15 protein-coding genes and 1 other RNA gene are annotated in these 16,507 nt (G+C 70.6%); 8 read left to right on the forward strand and 8 right to left on the reverse strand.

The features are described 5' to 3' along the window. Positions 1-497: murein hydrolase activator EnvC family protein (locus Q673_RS34400; protein ID WP_023007354.1), on the forward strand; the 497-nt coding region annotated here is incomplete at its 5' end. A 70-nt stretch (positions 498-567) separates the two neighbouring features. Further along, entirely contained in the window at positions 568-1,872 is a 1,305-nt protein-coding gene (locus Q673_RS34405; RefSeq protein ID WP_023007355.1) for a S41 family peptidase, read from the forward strand. A gap of 18 nt (positions 1,873-1,890) precedes the next feature. Here the strand turns inward: Q673_RS34405 and Q673_RS34410 are convergent, their stop codons facing one another. The 4 genes from Q673_RS34410 to Q673_RS34425 all read right to left on the reverse strand — a co-directional run bounded on the left by Q673_RS34410 (position 1,891) and on the right by Q673_RS34425 (position 6,532). After that, on the reverse strand, positions 1,891-3,153 hold the full coding sequence (locus tag Q673_RS34410; RefSeq protein WP_023007356.1) for a UbiH/UbiF/VisC/COQ6 family ubiquinone biosynthesis hydroxylase: 1,263 nt from the start codon (positions 3,151-3,153) through the stop codon (positions 1,891-1,893). Between the two features lie 104 nt (positions 3,154-3,257). Further along, on the reverse strand, positions 3,258-4,505 hold the full coding sequence (gene ubiH / locus Q673_RS34415; protein WP_052004319.1) for a 2-octaprenyl-6-methoxyphenyl hydroxylase: 1,248 nt from the start codon (positions 4,503-4,505) through the stop codon (positions 3,258-3,260). An 81-nt stretch (positions 4,506-4,586) separates the two neighbouring features. Then, the gene (gene pepP / locus Q673_RS34420; protein ID WP_023007358.1) at positions 4,587-5,924 is read right to left on the reverse strand and encodes a Xaa-Pro aminopeptidase; all 1,338 of its coding nucleotides are present in this window, start codon (positions 5,922-5,924) and stop codon (positions 4,587-4,589) included. A 29-nt stretch (positions 5,925-5,953) separates the two neighbouring features. Further along, entirely contained in the window at positions 5,954-6,532 is a 579-nt protein-coding gene (locus tag Q673_RS34425; RefSeq protein WP_023007359.1) for a UPF0149 family protein, read from the reverse strand. A 163-nt stretch (positions 6,533-6,695) separates the two neighbouring features. Here Q673_RS34425 and Q673_RS34430 point away from each other — a divergent pair, with 163 nt between their 5' ends. From Q673_RS34430 to Q673_RS34435, 3 genes are all read left to right on the forward strand, one after another. Further along, on the forward strand, positions 6,696-7,007 hold the full coding sequence (locus tag Q673_RS34430; RefSeq protein ID WP_023007360.1) for a cell division protein ZapA: 312 nt from the start codon (positions 6,696-6,698) through the stop codon (positions 7,005-7,007). 40 nt (positions 7,008-7,047) lie between these two features. Further along, positions 7,048-7,232: non-coding RNA, 6S RNA (ssrS, locus tag Q673_RS36295), on the forward strand. Between the two features lie 19 nt (positions 7,233-7,251). Then, positions 7,252-7,884 (forward strand): 5-formyltetrahydrofolate cyclo-ligase, encoded by a 633-nt coding sequence (locus Q673_RS34435; protein ID WP_023007361.1) that lies wholly within the window; start codon positions 7,252-7,254, stop codon positions 7,882-7,884. Positions 7,885-8,257: 373 nt separating this feature from the next. On the opposite strand, the gene ilvA is transcribed toward Q673_RS34435, so the two are convergent. Beyond that, positions 8,258-9,772, reverse strand: a complete 1,515-nt coding sequence (ilvA, locus tag Q673_RS34440) for a threonine ammonia-lyase, biosynthetic (protein WP_023007363.1) — start codon at positions 9,770-9,772, stop codon at positions 8,258-8,260. A gap of 195 nt (positions 9,773-9,967) precedes the next feature. On the opposite strand from ilvA, the gene rpiA reads away from it, so the two are divergent. Further along, positions 9,968-10,642, forward strand: a complete 675-nt coding sequence (gene rpiA / locus Q673_RS34445) for a ribose-5-phosphate isomerase RpiA (protein ID WP_031218798.1) — start codon at positions 9,968-9,970, stop codon at positions 10,640-10,642. A gap of 34 nt (positions 10,643-10,676) precedes the next feature. Here the strand turns inward: rpiA and waaA are convergent, their stop codons facing one another. The 3 genes from waaA to Q673_RS34460 are packed head-to-tail and all read right to left on the reverse strand — an operon-like array spanning position 10,677 to position 14,478. After that, positions 10,677-11,954 carry a lipid IV(A) 3-deoxy-D-manno-octulosonic acid transferase gene (gene waaA, locus Q673_RS34450; RefSeq protein ID WP_023007365.1) on the reverse strand — a complete coding sequence of 426 codons (1,278 nt, stop codon included), beginning with the start codon at positions 11,952-11,954 and terminating at the stop codon, positions 10,677-10,679. Continuing rightward, a complete protein-coding gene (gene hldE, locus Q673_RS34455; protein ID WP_023007366.1) occupies positions 11,954-13,384 on the reverse strand; it encodes a bifunctional D-glycero-beta-D-manno-heptose-7-phosphate kinase/D-glycero-beta-D-manno-heptose 1-phosphate adenylyltransferase HldE in 1,431 nt (476 codons plus the stop codon). Before hldE ends, waaA begins: the two co-directional genes overlap by 1 nt. Positions 13,385-13,389: 5 nt before the next feature. Then, positions 13,390-14,478 carry a glycosyltransferase family 9 protein gene (locus Q673_RS34460; RefSeq protein ID WP_023007367.1) on the reverse strand — a complete coding sequence of 363 codons (1,089 nt, stop codon included), beginning with the start codon at positions 14,476-14,478 and terminating at the stop codon, positions 13,390-13,392. Between Q673_RS34460 and Q673_RS0118845 the strand changes: the two genes are divergently transcribed. Beyond that, complete coding sequence (locus Q673_RS0118845) at positions 14,477-15,187, forward strand: 3-deoxy-D-manno-octulosonic acid kinase (protein WP_031218800.1); 711 nt, start codon at positions 14,477-14,479, stop codon at positions 15,185-15,187. The two genes, Q673_RS34460 and Q673_RS0118845, sit on opposite strands and share 2 nt — an antisense overlap. A 71-nt stretch (positions 15,188-15,258) precedes the next feature. Then, positions 15,259-16,068 (forward strand): glycosyltransferase family 32 protein, encoded by an 810-nt coding sequence (locus Q673_RS34465; RefSeq protein ID WP_023007369.1) that lies wholly within the window; start codon positions 15,259-15,261, stop codon positions 16,066-16,068. The last annotated feature ends 439 nt before the right edge of the window (positions 16,069-16,507 follow it).

Consider the following 16,507-nt stretch of genomic DNA (forward strand, 5'->3'; position numbering starts at 1 on the left):
AGGCGGCCCGCCTCGCCTCCCTGGAGCAGGATCGCGAACGCGCCGAACAGGTGCTGCGCCAGGTGCAGGAGCAGCTCGCCCGCCTGGAGCGCCCGCCCCCCTCCACCGCCATCGAGCGTACCCGCGGCGAGCTGCCCTGGCCCGTGCAGGGCCAGCTCGCCTCGCGCTTCCACTCGGGCGATGCGGTGCACCGCAACGGCATCGTGATCCGCGCCGGGGAGGGCGAGCCGGTGCGCGCGGTGCACGCCGGCCGGGTGGTGTTCGCCGACTGGCTGCGCGGCTTCGGCAACCTGCTGATCATCGACCACGGCGACGGCGTGATGACCCTGCACGCCCACCTGCAGCACTTCGCGGTGGCGGTCGGCCGCCCGGTATCCCGGGGCGAGGTGATCGGCGCCGTGGGCATGAGCGGCGGCCAGCCACGCCCCGCGCTCTACTTCGAGGTGCGCCGCGGTGGCGAGCCCATCGACCCCCAGGGCTGGATCGCACGACGCTGAGCGGCGCTTTCCATGGCCGCCGGCGCCGGGCTATGCTGACCGCTCACCGTTCCGGAACCGCGGAGTTCGCATGCACCCAGCGCTTCCCCTCGCCGGCGGGTCTTCCCGCTCACCGCTCTCCCGGCGCCTGCTGGCCGGTCTGCTGCCCCTGGCGCTGCTGGCGCTGCCGCTCTCGGCCCCCGCCCAGCAGGCCGATGACGACCTGCCGGTGGCGGAGATCCAGACCTTCGCCGAGGTGTTCGAGCGCATCAAGCGCGCCTATGTCGAGGAGATCGATGACGGCGAGCTGCTGCGCAACGCCATGCGCGGCATGCTCAGCGAGCTCGACCCCCACTCCGCCTACCTCGACGCCGACGAGTTCGAGAGCCTGCGCGAGTCGACCCAGGGCGAGTTCGGCGGCATCGGCATCGAGGTGGGCATGGAGAACGGCCAGCTGACGGTGATCACCCCCATCGACGACACCCCCGCCTCCCGGGCCGGGCTCGAGGCCCGCGACCAGATCCTGCGTATCGACGAGACCCCCACCGAGGGGCTCTCGCTGCAGGAGGCGGTGGACCTGATGCGTGGCGACCCGGGCAGCGATATCACCCTGACCATCCTGCGCCAGGGCGAGAGCTCGCCCCGCGAGGTGAGCCTGACCCGCGAGAACATCCGCACCGAGAGCGTCAAGAGCGAGCTGCTCGCCCCCGGCTACGGCTACCTGCGCATCAGTCAGTTCCAGACCCGCACCGGCGACCAGGTGGCCGAGCATCTGCGCCGGCTCGCGCGCGACGGCGCCCTCGATGGCCTGGTGCTGGACCTGCGCAACAACCCCGGCGGCGTGCTGCAGGCGGCGGTGGCGGTGGCCGACGCCTTCCTCGACGAGGGGCTGATCGTCTACACCGAGGGGCGCCTGGCGGACACCGAGATGCGCTTCTCCGCCACCCCCGACACCCCGGCCCCCGAGGTGCCGCTGGTGGTGCTGATCAACGGCGGCAGCGCCTCGGCGGCGGAGATCGTCGCCGGCGCCCTGCAGGACCAGCGCCGCGGCGTGGTGATGGGCACCGAGAGCTTCGGCAAGGGCTCGGTCCAGCAGATCATGCCGCTGGGCAACGGCGAGGGGCTCAAGCTCACCACGGCGCTCTACTTCACCCCGGGCGGCCGCTCCATCCAGGCCCAGGGCATCGCCCCGGACGTGCAGGTGGTGCGTGGCCGCGTGGAGGTGACCGAGAACGGCCGCGGCGTGCGCGAGGCCGACCTGGAGGGCCACCTCGGCGCCCGCGGCGCCCCGCGGGAGAGCGCCGAGCAGAGCGAGCGGCTGCGCGAGGACTACCAGCTCAGCGAGGCCCTCAACCTGCTCAAGGCGCTCAACGTGGTGCGCCAGCGCGACGATTGAGCCACGCTTGCGGGGGCTTCAGCGGCAGCTGGCCGGCAGCCGCCCCCGCTCGCCGATCGCCTGGCGCATCAGCAGCCGCTTGAGCGGCACCAGCCGATCCACGCCGCCGAGCCCCAGGTTGCGGGCCAGCGCCAGCGCCGGGTGGCGTGCCCCGAACAGCAGGCGGAAGCCATCCATCAGCGCCAGCATGGCGGCGTTGTCGCCACGACGACGGCGCGCGTAGCGCGCCAGCACCCGCGCCTCCCCCGGGGAGACGCCCCGCCGCCGCGCTGCCAGCAGCTCCTCGGCCAGCACCGCGGCATCCATCAGCCCCAGGTTGACCCCCTGGCCCGCCAGGGGGTGGATGCCATGGGCCGCGTCCCCCACCAGGGCGAAGCCGGGCAGGGTGTAGCGCTCGGCGTGGCGCTGGGCGAGCGGGAAGCCCACCGCCTCGTCCAGCACCGTCACCGCCCCCAGGCGATGGTCGATGGCAGCGGCGAGCGCCTGCCCCAGCGCCTCGCGGGACAGGCCGGCCAGCCGCTCGGCCTCGGCGGGCGAGGTGGACCAGACGATGGAGCAGTGGTGCTGGTCACCCTCCACCGCCAGGGGCAGGAAGGCCAGCGGGCCGGTGGCCAGGAAGGCCTGGCGGGCCACCCCGCCATGGGGGCGCGCGACCCGCACGCTGGTCACCAGCCCCACATGGCCGGTGTCGTGCTCGTCGACGGCGATGCCTGCCAGCTCGCGCAGCGGCGAGCGGGCGCCGTCCGCGGCCACCACCAGGGGCGCGGCGAGCCGGCGACCGTCGTCGAGCACCACCTCGCGTTCGCTGCCTGCCCAGGCGAGCCCCTCGACGCGCGTCCCCAGGCAGAGACGCACCGCGGGCAGCGCCGCCAGGCGCCGCTCCAGGGCTGCCAGGGTGACGTCGTTCTCGACGATATGGCCCAGCGCCTCCACCCCGGCCTGGTCGGCGGTGAAGCCGACCTCGCCGCTGCCCTCGGCGTCCCACACCCGCATGCCGCCATAGGGGCTGACCCGCCGCGCGGCCATCCACTCCCAGGCGCCCAGCCGGGTCAGCAGGCGCCGGGAGACCGGCGTCAGGGCGCTGACCCGCCGCGCGGGCAGGCCGCGACCCACCGCCTCGGCGTCGAGCATGCCCGGCCGCGCATCCACCAGGGCCACCTCGACCCCGGCCTGGCCCAGCAGCGTCGCCAGCGCCGCCCCCACCATGCCGCCGCCGACGATGATCACCTCGTGATGCTCCGCCTCCTGGCTCGCGGCCTGGGGCTCGCCTGCCTCGCTCATGGTCTCGCTCCTTCTGGCAACCTGATTCGCGCCCCGGGCGGCGCTCACCGCTCCGGCCCTTGTCTCTCCAGCCTTCACCTCTGTGGCCCTCATCTCTTCCCACCTCACCGCTCGAGCCCCATGGCACGCCGCGCCAGGCCACGGCGCAAGGGGCCCGCCAGGTTGAGGCCCACCAGCCCCGCGGCCCGGGCATGGCCGAGCAGCTCGCTGTCGATGCCGAACAGCCGCACCAGGCCATCGCTGAAGTGGACCACCTGGCGACGGTCACCCTCGCGGCGCGCCTCGAAATCCTCGAGCAGCGCCGGGTCACCGGCGGGGCGTCCCTCGGCGAGCCCCGCCTCCAGCGCGGCGACCAGGTCCATCACCCCGCGCAGGGCCAGGTTGAAGCCCTGGCCTGCCACCGGATGCAGGGCGTGGGCGGCGTTGCCCAGCACCGCCAGCCCCGGCCGCGTCGTCTCGCGCGCCGTGACCAGGCTCAGCGGGTAGGCGTGGCGACTCCCCACCCGGCGGAAGCGCCCAGCGCGATCGCCGAAGGCGTCCTGGAGCTCGGCCAGGAAGTCGCCGTCGGCAAGCGCCAGCCGACGCCGCTCCTCGCCGGCGGCATGGGTCCACACCAGCTCCATGGCCTGCCCCTTGAGGGGCAGCAGGGCGATCGGCCCCTGGGCGGTGAAGCGCTCCCAGGCCACCCCCTGGTGCGGCCGGCTCGTCTCCACGCTGGCGATCAGCGCCACCTGCTCGTAGGGCCGGTTGTCGCTGGCGATCCCCAGGCGCTCCTTGAGCCCCGAGCGCCCGCCATCGGCCAGCACCGTCAGCCCTGCCTGCAGGCGGGCCCCGTCGGAGAGCGTGAGGCGATGGCCCCCCGCGGCCGGGGCGATCGCCTCGACGCTGGCAGGGCAGTGCCAGGCCAGCGGCAGCTCGGCGAGGCGTCGATGCAGCACGCGGCCCATCCAGGCGTTGGGCACCACATGGCCCAGGGCCTCGACCCCGAGCTCGTCGCTCTCCAGGCGGGTGGCGCCGAAGCGACCACGCTCGCTGACATGGATGCGACGGATGGCGGCGGCCTGCTCGACCATCGCTGCCCACAGTCCCAGGTCGGTGAAGTGGCGCGAGGTGCCCAGGGAGATGGCGCTGGCACGGGCGTCGAAGCTGGGCTGCCAGGGCGCGGCGGCCAGGTCGAGGAGGGGGGCCGCCTCGATCACCGCCACCGTCAGGCCATGGCGCTCGATCAGCGGCGCCAGGGCGCAGGCCAGGCTGGCGCCCACCAGCCCCCCGCCGACGATGGCGATGTCCACCGGCGTGGGCGGATCCTGTGTCGGCCGCTGCTGCGAAAGGGTTCCCGGATCCGGGTGCATGGCACTACCTCGGCGTGTTATCTCGTCACTGATTTCATAACGTACATTACATAATGTTTTTCATGTTGCCGAGTCTGACGGTCAACCTCCAGCCATCAGCGCCTCGATGGCAGCCACCGACTTGGGCACGCCGGCGGTCAGCACCTCGTGACCCTCGGCGGTGACCGCCACGTCGTCCTCGATGCGGATGCCGATGCCGCGAAAGGCCACGGGGATATCGTCGTCGTCGGGAACATAGAGCCCGGGCTCCACGGTCAGCACCATGCCCGGCACCAGCGGTCGGGGCTCGCCCTCGCGGCGGTAGCGACCCACGTCGTGCACGTCGAGGCCCAGCCAGTGGGAGGTGGAGTGCAGGTAGAAGCGCTTGTAGCTCTCGTCGTCGATACGCGCCTGCACCTCGCCGTCGAGAAGGCCCAGCCGGATCAGCCCCGCGGTGAGGCCGCGCACCACCTCGGCATGGATCGCCGCCAGGGTGGTGCCGGGGCGCACCGCGTCCACCGCGCGCTCCTGGACACCCAGCACCACCTCGTAGAGCGCGCGCTGAGCCTCACCGAAGCGGCCGTTAACCGGGAAGGTGCGGGTGATGTCACCGGCGTAGAGGTCGAACTCGGCGCCGGCGTCAATCAGCACCAGGTCGCCGTCCTCGAGGGGGGCGCGATTCTCGATGTAGTGCAGCACACCGGCATTGGCGCCGCCACCGACGATGCTGGCGTAGGCCGGCCCGCTGCCGCCGTGCCAGCGGAACTCGTGCTCCAGCTCCGCCTGCAGCTGCCACTCGGTAAGTCCCGGCCGCGCCACGCGCATGGCGCGGCGATGGGCGCGGGCCGAGATCTCGGCGGCATGGCGCAGCAGCGCCAGCTCCGCCTCGCTCTTGATCAGCCGGGCCTCGTGGAGCAGCGGCGCCACGTCGGCCAGCGCCTCGGGGGGCCGCGCCCCGTGGCGCACCCGGGCGGCGAGGTCGCCGCGCACCTCCTCGGCCAGCGCCATGGCCTCGGCGCCGTCCAGCGGCAGGTAGAGGGTGCGCCGGCCATCGAGCAGCGCCGCGAGCGCCTCGTCGCGCTCGGCGTTCTCGAAGGCCTGGTCGACGCCGTGCTCGCGCACCGCACCGTCGGCGCCGAGGCGGATGCCGGTCCACGCCTCCAGGGTCGGGTCGCGATCCTGGCAGAACAGCACGCTCTCGCCCTCCGCGCGTCCCGGCAGCAGCAGCAGCAGGGCGTCAGGCTCGGGGAAGCCGGTGAGGTAGTGGAAGTCGCTGTCCTGGCGGAAGGGGAACTCGCTGTCGCGGGAACGGGTGACCAGGGAGGCGCCGGGCAGCAGCACGGCGGCATCCTCGGGCAGGGCGGCCATCAGCGCCTCGCGGCGGCGACGGTACTCGGCGTTGGCGATGGGGGCGGGGCGGGGCAGGGCCTCGGGCAGCATGGGGACTCCTTGTCGGGGGAGAGGGGGGTTCAGTGACGGGTCGGGGCTTCGGCATCCTCGACCTGGGGCTGGCCGGGATGCTGCTCGGTGTAGAGCAGCATGGCGGCCATGCGGGCATGCTCGGCCAGGGCGAAGAGGTCGTTCTCGTTGTCGGCGCTCTCCTCGAGGTCGGCGGGCATGGTAGCGATGCCCTCGAGATCCTCCAGCGCCTCGCGCAGCGCGGAGGACCAGCGCTCCCGGGGCGCCTCGCCGGCGTCGTGGAGCACCTCCAGGAAGCCCTGGGTCCACTCGGCGAGGCCCCGGGCGCGTTCGGCCAGGGAGAAGAGCTCGTCGGGGAGCAGCGGCTCGTAGCCGAGCTCGCTGCCCGAGAGCGCCTCGAGGGTCTGGCGGCGCCAGGCCAGCAGGCGCTCCGCGGCGGCCTCGTCGCGCGGCTGCTCGACGCCCAGCGCCAGGCACACCTCCTCCAGCCAGGCGGCGGGGTCGATGTCGTGCAGGGCGAGCCGGGCGCAGAGTCGGCCGTCCAGGAAGGCCGGCGACTGCATGCTGCCGTGGAGCAGGAAAAGGTCGGCGATGGTGGAGAAGTCCTGGCGTTCATCGATCAGGGACATGGGGGCTCCGTGACGGGACGTTGGATGGGGAGGGCGTGGCGCGTTGACCGCCGAAGAAGGCCTCTCTTATAGTGGCGAGTCATGCGATATTGACTGGATGTTAACGCATCGGCCCCTAGGGACGCGCGGCTCGCGTGACCGGCGGGTCGAGCCGGAGCCCCCCATGAGCGACGCCACACGGCCGACCGCCGAGATCACCCTGCTGGGACGCAGCTACGTCATCGCCTGCGCGCCCGGGGAAGAACCCAAGCTGGAGCGCGCGGCGCGCTACCTGGACCGCGCCATGACCGGCATCCACGCCCAGAACAGCCTGCTGGGCAGCGAGCGCATCGCCGTCATGGCGGCCCTCAACATCACCCACGAGCTCCTGGAGACGCTGGAGCAGCAGCGCGATAGCGAACGCAGCCTCGACGCCCTGAGCGAACGCCTGGAGCGCGCCCTGGCCGACGCTCCCGGCGGCGAGCCCTCGGCGTGAATCCATTGGCCGCCCTCGGCGGGCTCTGGTACGATGAAGACGTTCCCTGGGGTGTTTGCCAGTCGTTATCGTCCCTCGAGCCTATGCGCAGTACCCAGGGGGCCATATGCTAGCCGGACCCGTGTGCATGTCCGTGCGTCGGAAAGCCTGACGGTTCGGCTGCGGCCACCCACCTTGAACCACTGGGTTCAAGGGCCAGAACGACAGCGGCACTCTGGGGAACCCCGTCCACATGAGCCACCTCATGACGACACCTGCCGCCCCCCTCGACCTCGATACCTTCGACGGTTCGCGTCGCGAGCTGCGCCGCGAACTGCGCCGCCGCCGCCGAGCCCTGACACCCGAACAGCGCCGGCTGGCCAGCCAACGCCTGTGCCGCCGACTGCGCCGCCTGCCCGAGGTGCAGCGGGCCCGCCGCGTCGCCCTCTACCTGCCCAACGACGGCGAGATCGACCCCACGCCGCTGATCGGCTGGCTGCGCCGCCGCGGGGCGCGCGTTCACCTGCCGGTGCTCAAGCCGCTCTCCCGCAACCGGCTGTGGTTCGTCCACTACCATGCCGGGACCCCCATGGTGCGCAACCGCTTCGGCATCCCCGAGCCCGAGACCCGTCATGGCGCCCATCGCGCCAGGCGCCTGCCGGCCTGGGCACTGGACCTGATCCTGTTGCCGCTGGTGGGCTTCGACGCCCGGGGCCAGCGCATGGGCATGGGTGGCGGCTTCTACGACCGCTCCCTGGCCTTCACCCGCCGCCCGGGGCCGCGCCCGCGGCTGATCGGCCTGGCGCACGACTGCCAGCAGGTGAGCGAGCTACCGGTGGAACCCTGGGACGTGCCCCTGGACGCCATCGCCAGCGATGCCCGCGTGATACGCCCCTGAGACGGGATAGCCCTGAACGAAGCGGGCCGATGCCTCTCGGCATCGGCCCGCTCGTGTTGGGGAATTGCAGGAGAAATGCCCCCGTTGCCCGCCGCGTTCGGCGGTGCAGCAGGGCCTTGCGCAGCTCAGTGGCCGACGAGGGCCTGGGCGTAGCCGGTCGCCACGACGCCAACACCGAACAGCAGCACCAGGGCCATGACCACATCGGGCTTGCGCTTCATCTTCGACTCCACAGGAATTCAACGACGGCGCGACTATAGAGCCATTGGCTCCCGCCTGGCAACCGCTCCCCCTCAACGCTTACCTTCCGTTACAGCCGGGTGGCGAGGCGTGCGGCGCGAGTCAGCGCTTACCCGCGCCTCGCGAGGAGCGCTCAGGCCATGAACAGCCGGTAGGCGGCGTTGTCAGTCTCCTTCCAGTAGCGATAGCCGATGGCATCGAAGTGCTCCTCGACATGGAAGCGGTCGCCGTTGGGGATCTGCATGCCCACCAGCACGCGGCCGTAGGCGGCACCGTGGTTGCGGTAGTGGAACAGCGAGATGTTCCAGTCCTGTGGCAGGTGGGTCAGGAAGTTCATCAGGGCACCGGGGCGCTCCGGGAACTCGAAGCGGTAGACCTCCTCCTCGAAGTGCTCGCGGGGACGGCCGCCGCCGAGATGGCGGATATGCAGCTTGGCCAGCTCGTTGTCGGTGAGGTCCTCCACCGGATAGCCCGCCTCGCGCAGCCGGTCGAGGACCGCCTGGCGATCCTCGCCGCCGGGCTTGACCTGCACCCCGACGAAGATATGGGCGTTGTCGGAATCGGCGTAGCGGTAGTTGAACTCGGTGACCATGCGCTTGCCGATGGTGCGGCAGAACTTCTTGAAGCTGCCGGGCCGCTCGGGGATGGTCACGGCGAGGATCGCCTCGCGCTGCTCGCCGAGCTCGGTGCGCTCGGCGATATGCTGCAGGCGGTCGAAGTTGGTGTTGGCCCCGGAGTTGATGCACAGCAGGGTCTGCCCCTGGGCGCCGGTCTGCTGGATGTACTTCTTGAGCCCGGCCAGGGAGAGCGCCCCGGAGGTCTCGGAGACCGCCCGGGTATCCTCGAAGATGTCCTTCACCGCCGCGCACATCTCGTCGGTGTTGACGGTGATGACGTCGTCCACCAGGTCCCGGGCAATGTCGAAGGGCACCTTGCCCACCTGGGCCACGGCGACCCCCTCGGCGAACACCCCCACCTGGCCGAGGGTGACCCGCTTGCCCGCCTCACGCGCCGCCTTGAAGCAGGCGCTGTCCTCGCTCTCCACGCCGATCACCTTGATCTCGGGACGCAGGTACTTGACGTAGGCCGCCACGCCGGCGATCAGGCCCCCGCCGCCCACCGGCACGAAGATGGCGTCCAGGGGCCCTCCGTGCTGGCGCAGGATCTCCACGGCGATGGTGCCCTGGCCGGCCACCACGTCGATGTCGTCGAAGGGCGGGATGTAGGTGTAGCCGTGCTCCTCGATCAGGGTCTGGGCATGCTCCGCGGCCTCGCCGAAGGCATCGCCCTTGAGCACCACCTTCGCGCCGCGGGCACGCACCGCCTGGACCTTGATCTCGGGGGTGATGCGCGGCATCACGATCACCGCCTTGACCCCCATCTGCTTCGCCGCCATGGCCAGCCCCTGGGCATGGTTGCCGGCGGAGGCGGCGATCACGCCCTTGGCCTTCTGGGCCTCGCTGAGCTGGGCCATCTTGTTGTAGGCGCCGCGGATCTTGAAGGAGTAGACCGGCTGCAGGTCCTCGCGCTTGATCAGGATGGTGTTATCGAAGCGCCGGGAGAGGAAGGGGGCCGGTGAGATCGGCGTTTCCCGGGCGGCTTCGTAGACCCGGGCCTGGAGAATCTTCTTGACGGTAGCTTCGAGCATCCTGATATCCCAGAGGCGTGACGCGAGAGAACGCAGCGCGAATGCTGCGGTGCGAGGCAACCCCTATTGGTAGCATCCCGGCCAGTCTCGCGTCCAGCCGCTGCCATCGGCAGACGGGCCCGGCTGGCCTATAATGGCGCCCCATCCGCATCCCCTCACGCCACCCAAGGAGAGCGCCCCATGACCCAGGCCGCCCTGTCCCAGGATCAACTGAAGGACGCGGTCGCCGCGGCCGCCATCGACGAGGTTCGCCCCCACCTGCACCGTGACACCGTGATCGGCATCGGCACCGGCTCCACCGCCAACCGCTTCATCGACCGCCTGGCCGAGCTGCGCCACGACTTCGCCGGCGCGGTGGCCAGCTCCGAGGCCAGCGCCGAGCGGCTGCGCGGCCACGGCATCGAGGTGTTCGAGCTCAACAGCGTCGGCACGGTGCCGGTCTATGTCGACGGTGCCGACGAAGTGAACGCTCACCTGCACATGATCAAGGGCGGCGGCGCGGCCCTGACCCGGGAGAAGATCGTCGCCGCCTGCGCGGAGCGGTTCATCTGCATCGCCGACGGCTCAAAGAAGGTCGAGCGCCTGGGCGCCTTCCCGCTGCCGGTGGAGGTGATCCCCATGGCGCGCTCCTACGTGGCCCGGGAGCTGGTCAAGCTGGGCGCCGACCCGGTCTATCGCGAGGGGGTGGTCACCGACAACGGCAACCAAATCATCGACTGCTTCGACTTCATGATCGACGACCCGGTGGCCATGGAGGCCCGCCTCAACGCCATCGTCGGCGTGGTCACCAACGGCCTGTTCGCTGCCCGAGGCGCCGACGTGCTGCTGCTGGGGACCGCCAGCGGCGTGGAGCGCCTGACGCCCGCCTGACCTTCGCCCGGGCGCGCGCCGGCGAAGTGAACACTCACTTCGCCGGTAGCAGCCTTTCCAGGCCGGCCAGGGTCGTCGCCAGGGCACCGCGGTTGGCCATCACCACGCCGCGCCCCGCCTCGCCGAGCCGACGCCGCTCGGCGGGATCCGCGAACAGCCCGGCGAGGGCCTCGGCCAGGGCCGCCTCGTCGGCCACCTCCACCAGGGCGTCGGCGCCGCGCAGTGCCTCGGCCACATCGGCGAAGTTGGCAAGCGCGGGCCCGGTGAGCACCGGTACCCCCAGGGCGGCGGGCTCCAGCAGGTTGTGGCCCCCCACCGGCACCAGGCTGCCGCCGACGAAGGCGAGGTCCGCCGCGCCGTAGAGCGCCGCCAGCTCGCCCATGGTGTCGCCCAGGTAGACCGCCGTCGCGGCCTCAGGCCACTCGCCGCGGGAGCGACGCGCCGCCGGCATTCCCGCCTGCTCGCAAAGCATCGCGACCGCATCGAAGCGCTGGGGGTGGCGCGGCACCAGCACCAGCAGCGCCTCCGGAAGGCGCTCGCGCAACCGCCGGTGCGCGGTGAGCAGCCGCGCCTCCTCGCCCTCGTGGGTGGAGCCCGCCACCCATACCGGGCGGCGCCCGAGCCAGGTGCGCAAGCGCTCGCTTACGCCTTGAGTCACGTCATCCAGGGCGATATCGAACTTGAGCGAGCCCACCACGCTGGTGCGCCGCGACGGCATGCCAAGCGTAGCGAAGCGCGCGGCGTCCTCCTCGGACTTGGCGGCCAGCCAGTCGACACAGGCCAGGGCCTCGCGCAGCAGCGGCCGCAGGCGACGGTAGCCGCGCAGGGCGCGCGGCGAGAGGCGGCCGTTGACCACGGCCACCGGCACGCCGCGACGCTGGCAGGCATGGAGCAGGTTGGGCCACAGCTCGGTCTCGAAGAAGAGCGCCAGTTCCGGGCGCAGGCGTTCGACGAAGCGCGCCGCGGCACGCGGGAAGTCCAGGGGCAGGAAGCGATGGACCAGCCGGCCGTCGTCGCGCCCCTCGGCCAGGGCGCGAACCCGCTCGGCGCCGGTGGCGGTCATGGTGGTGACGGTGAGTGAGTGGCCGGGATAGCGCTCCAGCAACGCCTCGATCAGGGGGCGGGCCGCCTGCACCTCGCCCACCGAGGCGCAGTGCAGCCACAGCATGGGGGTCTCGGGAGGGGTCTCGGGGATCCGGCCCAGGCGCAGCGGCCTGGGGTCGGTGAGTCCATGCTCACGGCGCAGGCGCCGCCAGGCCAGGGGCGCCGCCAGGTGCAGCAGCCCCGAGTAGGCGAGCCGGGGCCAGCCCATCAGCTCTCGCGGTCGAGGATGGTGGAGATCATCGCCGTGGTGGAGACGCCGTCCTCGAAGCCCAGCACCCGGACCTCGCCGCCGGCCTCACGCACCGCCGCCCCGCCGGCGATCTGCTCGGGCCGGTAGTCGCCACCCTTGACCAGCACGTCGGGCAGCACCGCCTCGATCAGCCGCTGGGGGGTGTCCTCCGTGAACGGCACCACCCAGTCCACCGCGCCGAGACCAGCGAGCACCTGCATGCGCCGCGCCAGGGGGTTGATGGGGCGCTTGGGGCCCTTGAGCCGCGCGATGGAGGCATCGTCGTTGACCGCCACCACCAGCCGGTCGCCCAGCTTGCGGGCCTGCTCCAGGTAGGCCACGTGGCCGGCGTGGAGGATGTCGAAGCAGCCATTGGTCATCACCACCCGCTCGCCGCGCGCCTGGGCGGCGCGCACCGCCTCGATCAGCGCCGACTCCTCGATCGCCCCGAACTCGGCCAGCTTGTCGCCGTGCAGGGCGGTGTAGAGCTCGGCGATGGAGAGGGTGGCGGTGCCCGGCTTGGCCACCACCAGGCCGGCGGCCAGGTTGGCCAGGGTCATCGCCTCGGGGAAGCCGTGGCCGGCGGCCAGCGCCAGGCCCAGCACCCCGATCACGGTGTCGCCGGCGCCGGTGACGTCATAGACCTCCCGCGCCCGGGTCGGCAGGTGCAGCGGCTCGTGCCCCTCGCGGATCAGGGTCATGCCCTTCTCGCTGCGGGTGATCAGCAGCGCCTCCAGCTCGAGCTCGGCGCGCAGCGCCTCACCGCGGCGGGCCAGCTCGGCGTCGTCGCGGCAGTGGCCCACCACCGCCTCGAACTCGGTGAGGTTGGGTGTGATCACGCTGGCACCACGGTAGCGGGAGAAGTCGCTGCCCTTGGGGTCCACCAGCACCCGCTTGCCACTGGCACGCACCAGGCGGATCAGCTCCTCGACCCGGTTCAGGGTGCCCTTGCCGTAGTCGGAGAGGATCACCAGGTCGCTCTCGGGCAGCGCCGCCTCCACCCGCGCCAGGAGCCCCGAGGTGTCCGCCTCGCCGAGCCCCTCCTCGAAGTCGAGGCGGATCAGCTGCTGGTTGCGGCTCATCACCCGCAGCTTGGTGATCGTCGGCACGCCAGGGCTACGATGGAAGTGAGTGCTCACTCCGGCGTCCTCCAGGCGGCTCACCAGACGGTCGGCGTTGTCGTCGTCGCCCACCAGGCCAGACAGCGCCGCCCGGGCGCCCAGCGAGCAGATGTTGAGCGCCACGTTGGCCGCGCCACCGGGGCGGTCCTCGCTCTCCTCCACCCGGACCACCGGCACCGGCGCCTCCGGGGAGATCCGCGAGGTGCCGCCGTGCCAGTAGCGGTCGAGCATGACGTCGCCCACCACCAGCAGGCGGGAGCGCTCCAGGGCGGTCAGGTCGAGTCTCATGGTCGTCAGGCGTCCTTGTCAGGAGGAGGGGCGGCGGCGTGCTGCAGCACCGCCTCGAGGCGCTCGATCACGTCGTCGGCGTGGATCAGCGACATGGCATCGGGATGGCGGACTCGCTGGCCCCAGGGAATCGTCTCGGGGTCCTTGTGCAGGTAGGTGCGCACCGCCTCGGGATAGCGGTTGACCACGAACTCGCGCCAACGGTACGGGGCGGCGCGGTCCGGGTTAGTGGTGGCATAGAGCCCCACGGTGGGGGTGTTCAGGGCGTTGGCCATGTGTACCGGGCCGGAATCCGGGGCGATGACCGCGCGCGCCGCGTCGATCAGCGCCAGCAGGCCCTTGAGCGAGGTGGCGCCGATGGCGTCGATCACCGCCTCATCCGGGCAGAGGGCCTGGATACGCGCCCCCATCTCCCGTTCCTGGGTGCTACCGCCGCCGGTCAGCACCGTCTTCAGCCCGTGCTGCTCCCAGGCGTGCTGCACCACCGCGGCATACCCCTCGGCGGACCAGTTGCGGAAGTTGCGCAGGCGCGGATTGGCACAGGGGCTCATCAGCAGGTAGGGAGCCTCTTGGGTAAGGGCCCGGGCCTCCTCCCAAGCAGCGGCCGGGATCGGCAGGTCCCAGGCCAGCGAGAGATCCTCGACACCCAGCAGGCGGGCGAAGTCGAGGAAGGACTCCAGCACATGGGCGCGCGGGTGGGGAGCGAGCTGGCGGTGGGTGAACCAGTGCTGGGCATCCTTGGCTCGTGCCTTGTCATAGCCCACCCGTACGTCGGCCTTGAGCCCCAGGGAGAGCACGCTGGCCCGCAGCGCCTGCTGCATGTGCAGCAGCACGTCGAAGCGGGTGTCGCCCAGCTCTCGCCACAGCGCCCGCATGCCGGCCAGGCCGCTGGCCTTGTCGTAGACCACCAGCTCGACCCCGGAGAGGCCCGCCAGTAGACTGTGCTCGGCCTTGCCGACGATCCAGGTGATGCGCGCCTCGGGCCACTGGCGCTGCAGGGCACGCACCGTCGGCACCAGGTTACACACATCGCCCAGGGCGGAGAGGCGCAGCACGCCGATATGGCGTGGTTGGGCGGGCAGAGGATGCTTCATGCGCTTGGCAACATTGAGAGCGGGAAAGGGCCACATTCTATATGATGCGGACAGTTTATGTGACGCCGGCGCGGCGCCACAAATCGGCCCGTCTCTCCTCGACCCCGCCTGGTGGCAAGCCCGTGGTCGCGTCACTGGCGAGGCCCCGGGGCGAGGCGCCAGCCTCTTCCTGAATGCCGGCAACGGCGAGGAGTGGGTGCTGCGCCCCTACCGCCGTGGCGGCCTGGTGGCGAGGCTCAGCGAGCGCCGCTACCTGTGGACGGGCCTCGAGCGCACCCGCGCCTTCCGCGAGCTGCGCCTCACCGCCGAGCTGCTGGATCAGGGGCTGCCGGTGCCCCGCCCGGTGGCCGCCGGCGTCACCCGCCACGGCCTGACCTACGAGGCCACCCTGATCACCGTGCGCCTGCCCGGCGCCCGCGCCCTGGCCAGCCTGCTGAAGAACGGCCAGGCCGACGACGCCCTGCTGCAACGCGTCGGCGCCACCATTCGGCGCTTCCACGACGCCGGCCTCGATCATGTCGACCTCAACGTCCGCAACCTGCTGGTGGATGACGGCGGCAAGGTGTGGCTGATCGACCTGGACCGCTGCCGCCTGCGCCCCCACGGCGCCTGGAAGGCCCGTAACCTGGAGCGGCTCGGGCGGTCGCTGGAGAAGTTCGGGGCAGCGGAGGCCATGGAAGCGATTCAGTTGGGCTACACGCTTGGCTAAGTGCCTGTGCCCATCAAGGGGCGAAGCGTCATAAGTTAGTGGTGTCTCCCCAGCAGAAACATGAGGTTATCGTGAAAAAGAACCTTATCGTCGCTACCAGCCGCCTGATCAAGCTGATGGCCAACATTACCAAGATACTCAGCTATCCCTTCCACTGGGTGCTTCCCAACAAGCGCTTCACTCTGCCGGGACGCTCGGCACCACTGCTGAGGGCCAGCAACCCGAGTCGCATTCCACGCATTATCTGGCAGACCAACTTCACCAATCGCGTAACACTGCCAGTTTACCTGAACTACCTGTTCAACCGGCTAATGGCGCCACGCTTCGAGTATCGTTTCATGATCACCGAGGCTCGCCGGGAATTCATCGCCGAGCATTATCCTGACATACTGCCACACTACGAGCGGCTACAGATTGGTGCAGCACAGGCCGACCTGTGGCGACTGCTGATACTGCACAAGTTTGGGGGCGTCTACCTGGATATCGATGCACACCAGATCTGGCCGCTCTCTATGGTGTTGGGCAAAGAGAACGAGGAGCTCTACGTCACCACTCGCCGCGGGGAACTGAGCAACTATTTCATCGCCAGCAGGCCTGACAACCCCAAGCTGAAGACTCTGATCGACCAAGTTGTTGAAAATATCACAAGCGACATGATTGACGGAGTATTCAATACTACGGGACCGGGTGTTTTCAACCAGACTCTCAACAGGGAAGAGATACCTACGGTCTCCTACCGCCATGCAATTCATCAGGGAAGCTTTACCAATGAGCACTTCCAGTACATAGACAAGCCGGAAGGCAAGTGGACAAAGCAGCAGCACAAAGTAGCCGTGGTAGGTGCAGCACCCTCAACCGAGGCTGACAACAAAGAACGCTAATCAGACTCAAGGAACTGGCTGACCACTCTCTCCGGTTGAAGTCATCGAGCCACTCTTCCTTGACTGATGGCTTCTCTCCCCTGATTCCGTGAAGCCAGCGCCGACACTTCCCCTATCACCGCCAGCGAGCATTTTCTGACCGCCGATTCCGTCTCAACCGCTGAACGCATACCGGGGAGGACCAACCATGGCGACGCTGACCGACGAGAGCAGCCCATTTTGACAGGCATTTCTACCCGCCGGACACGCTGATACTGGCTGCCGATGACCGTCAGCTCTCTGCGTGGTGCCTTTGTCCGACAGACGATCAGCATGGCGTGCCTCGGGGATAGCGCAGGCGGCTTCGCAAGGTGTTCAACACCGTCATGCGTCCGATGTCCTGCCCGAAGTCGAGGATGATCTGCCGCGCCTTTTGAACCACGAGCGCCGCACGATGCAC

The sequence above is a fragment of the Halomonas sp. PBN3 genome, from assembly GCF_000475415.1.
GTDB lineage: Bacteria > Pseudomonadota > Gammaproteobacteria > Pseudomonadales > Halomonadaceae > Halomonas > Halomonas shengliensis.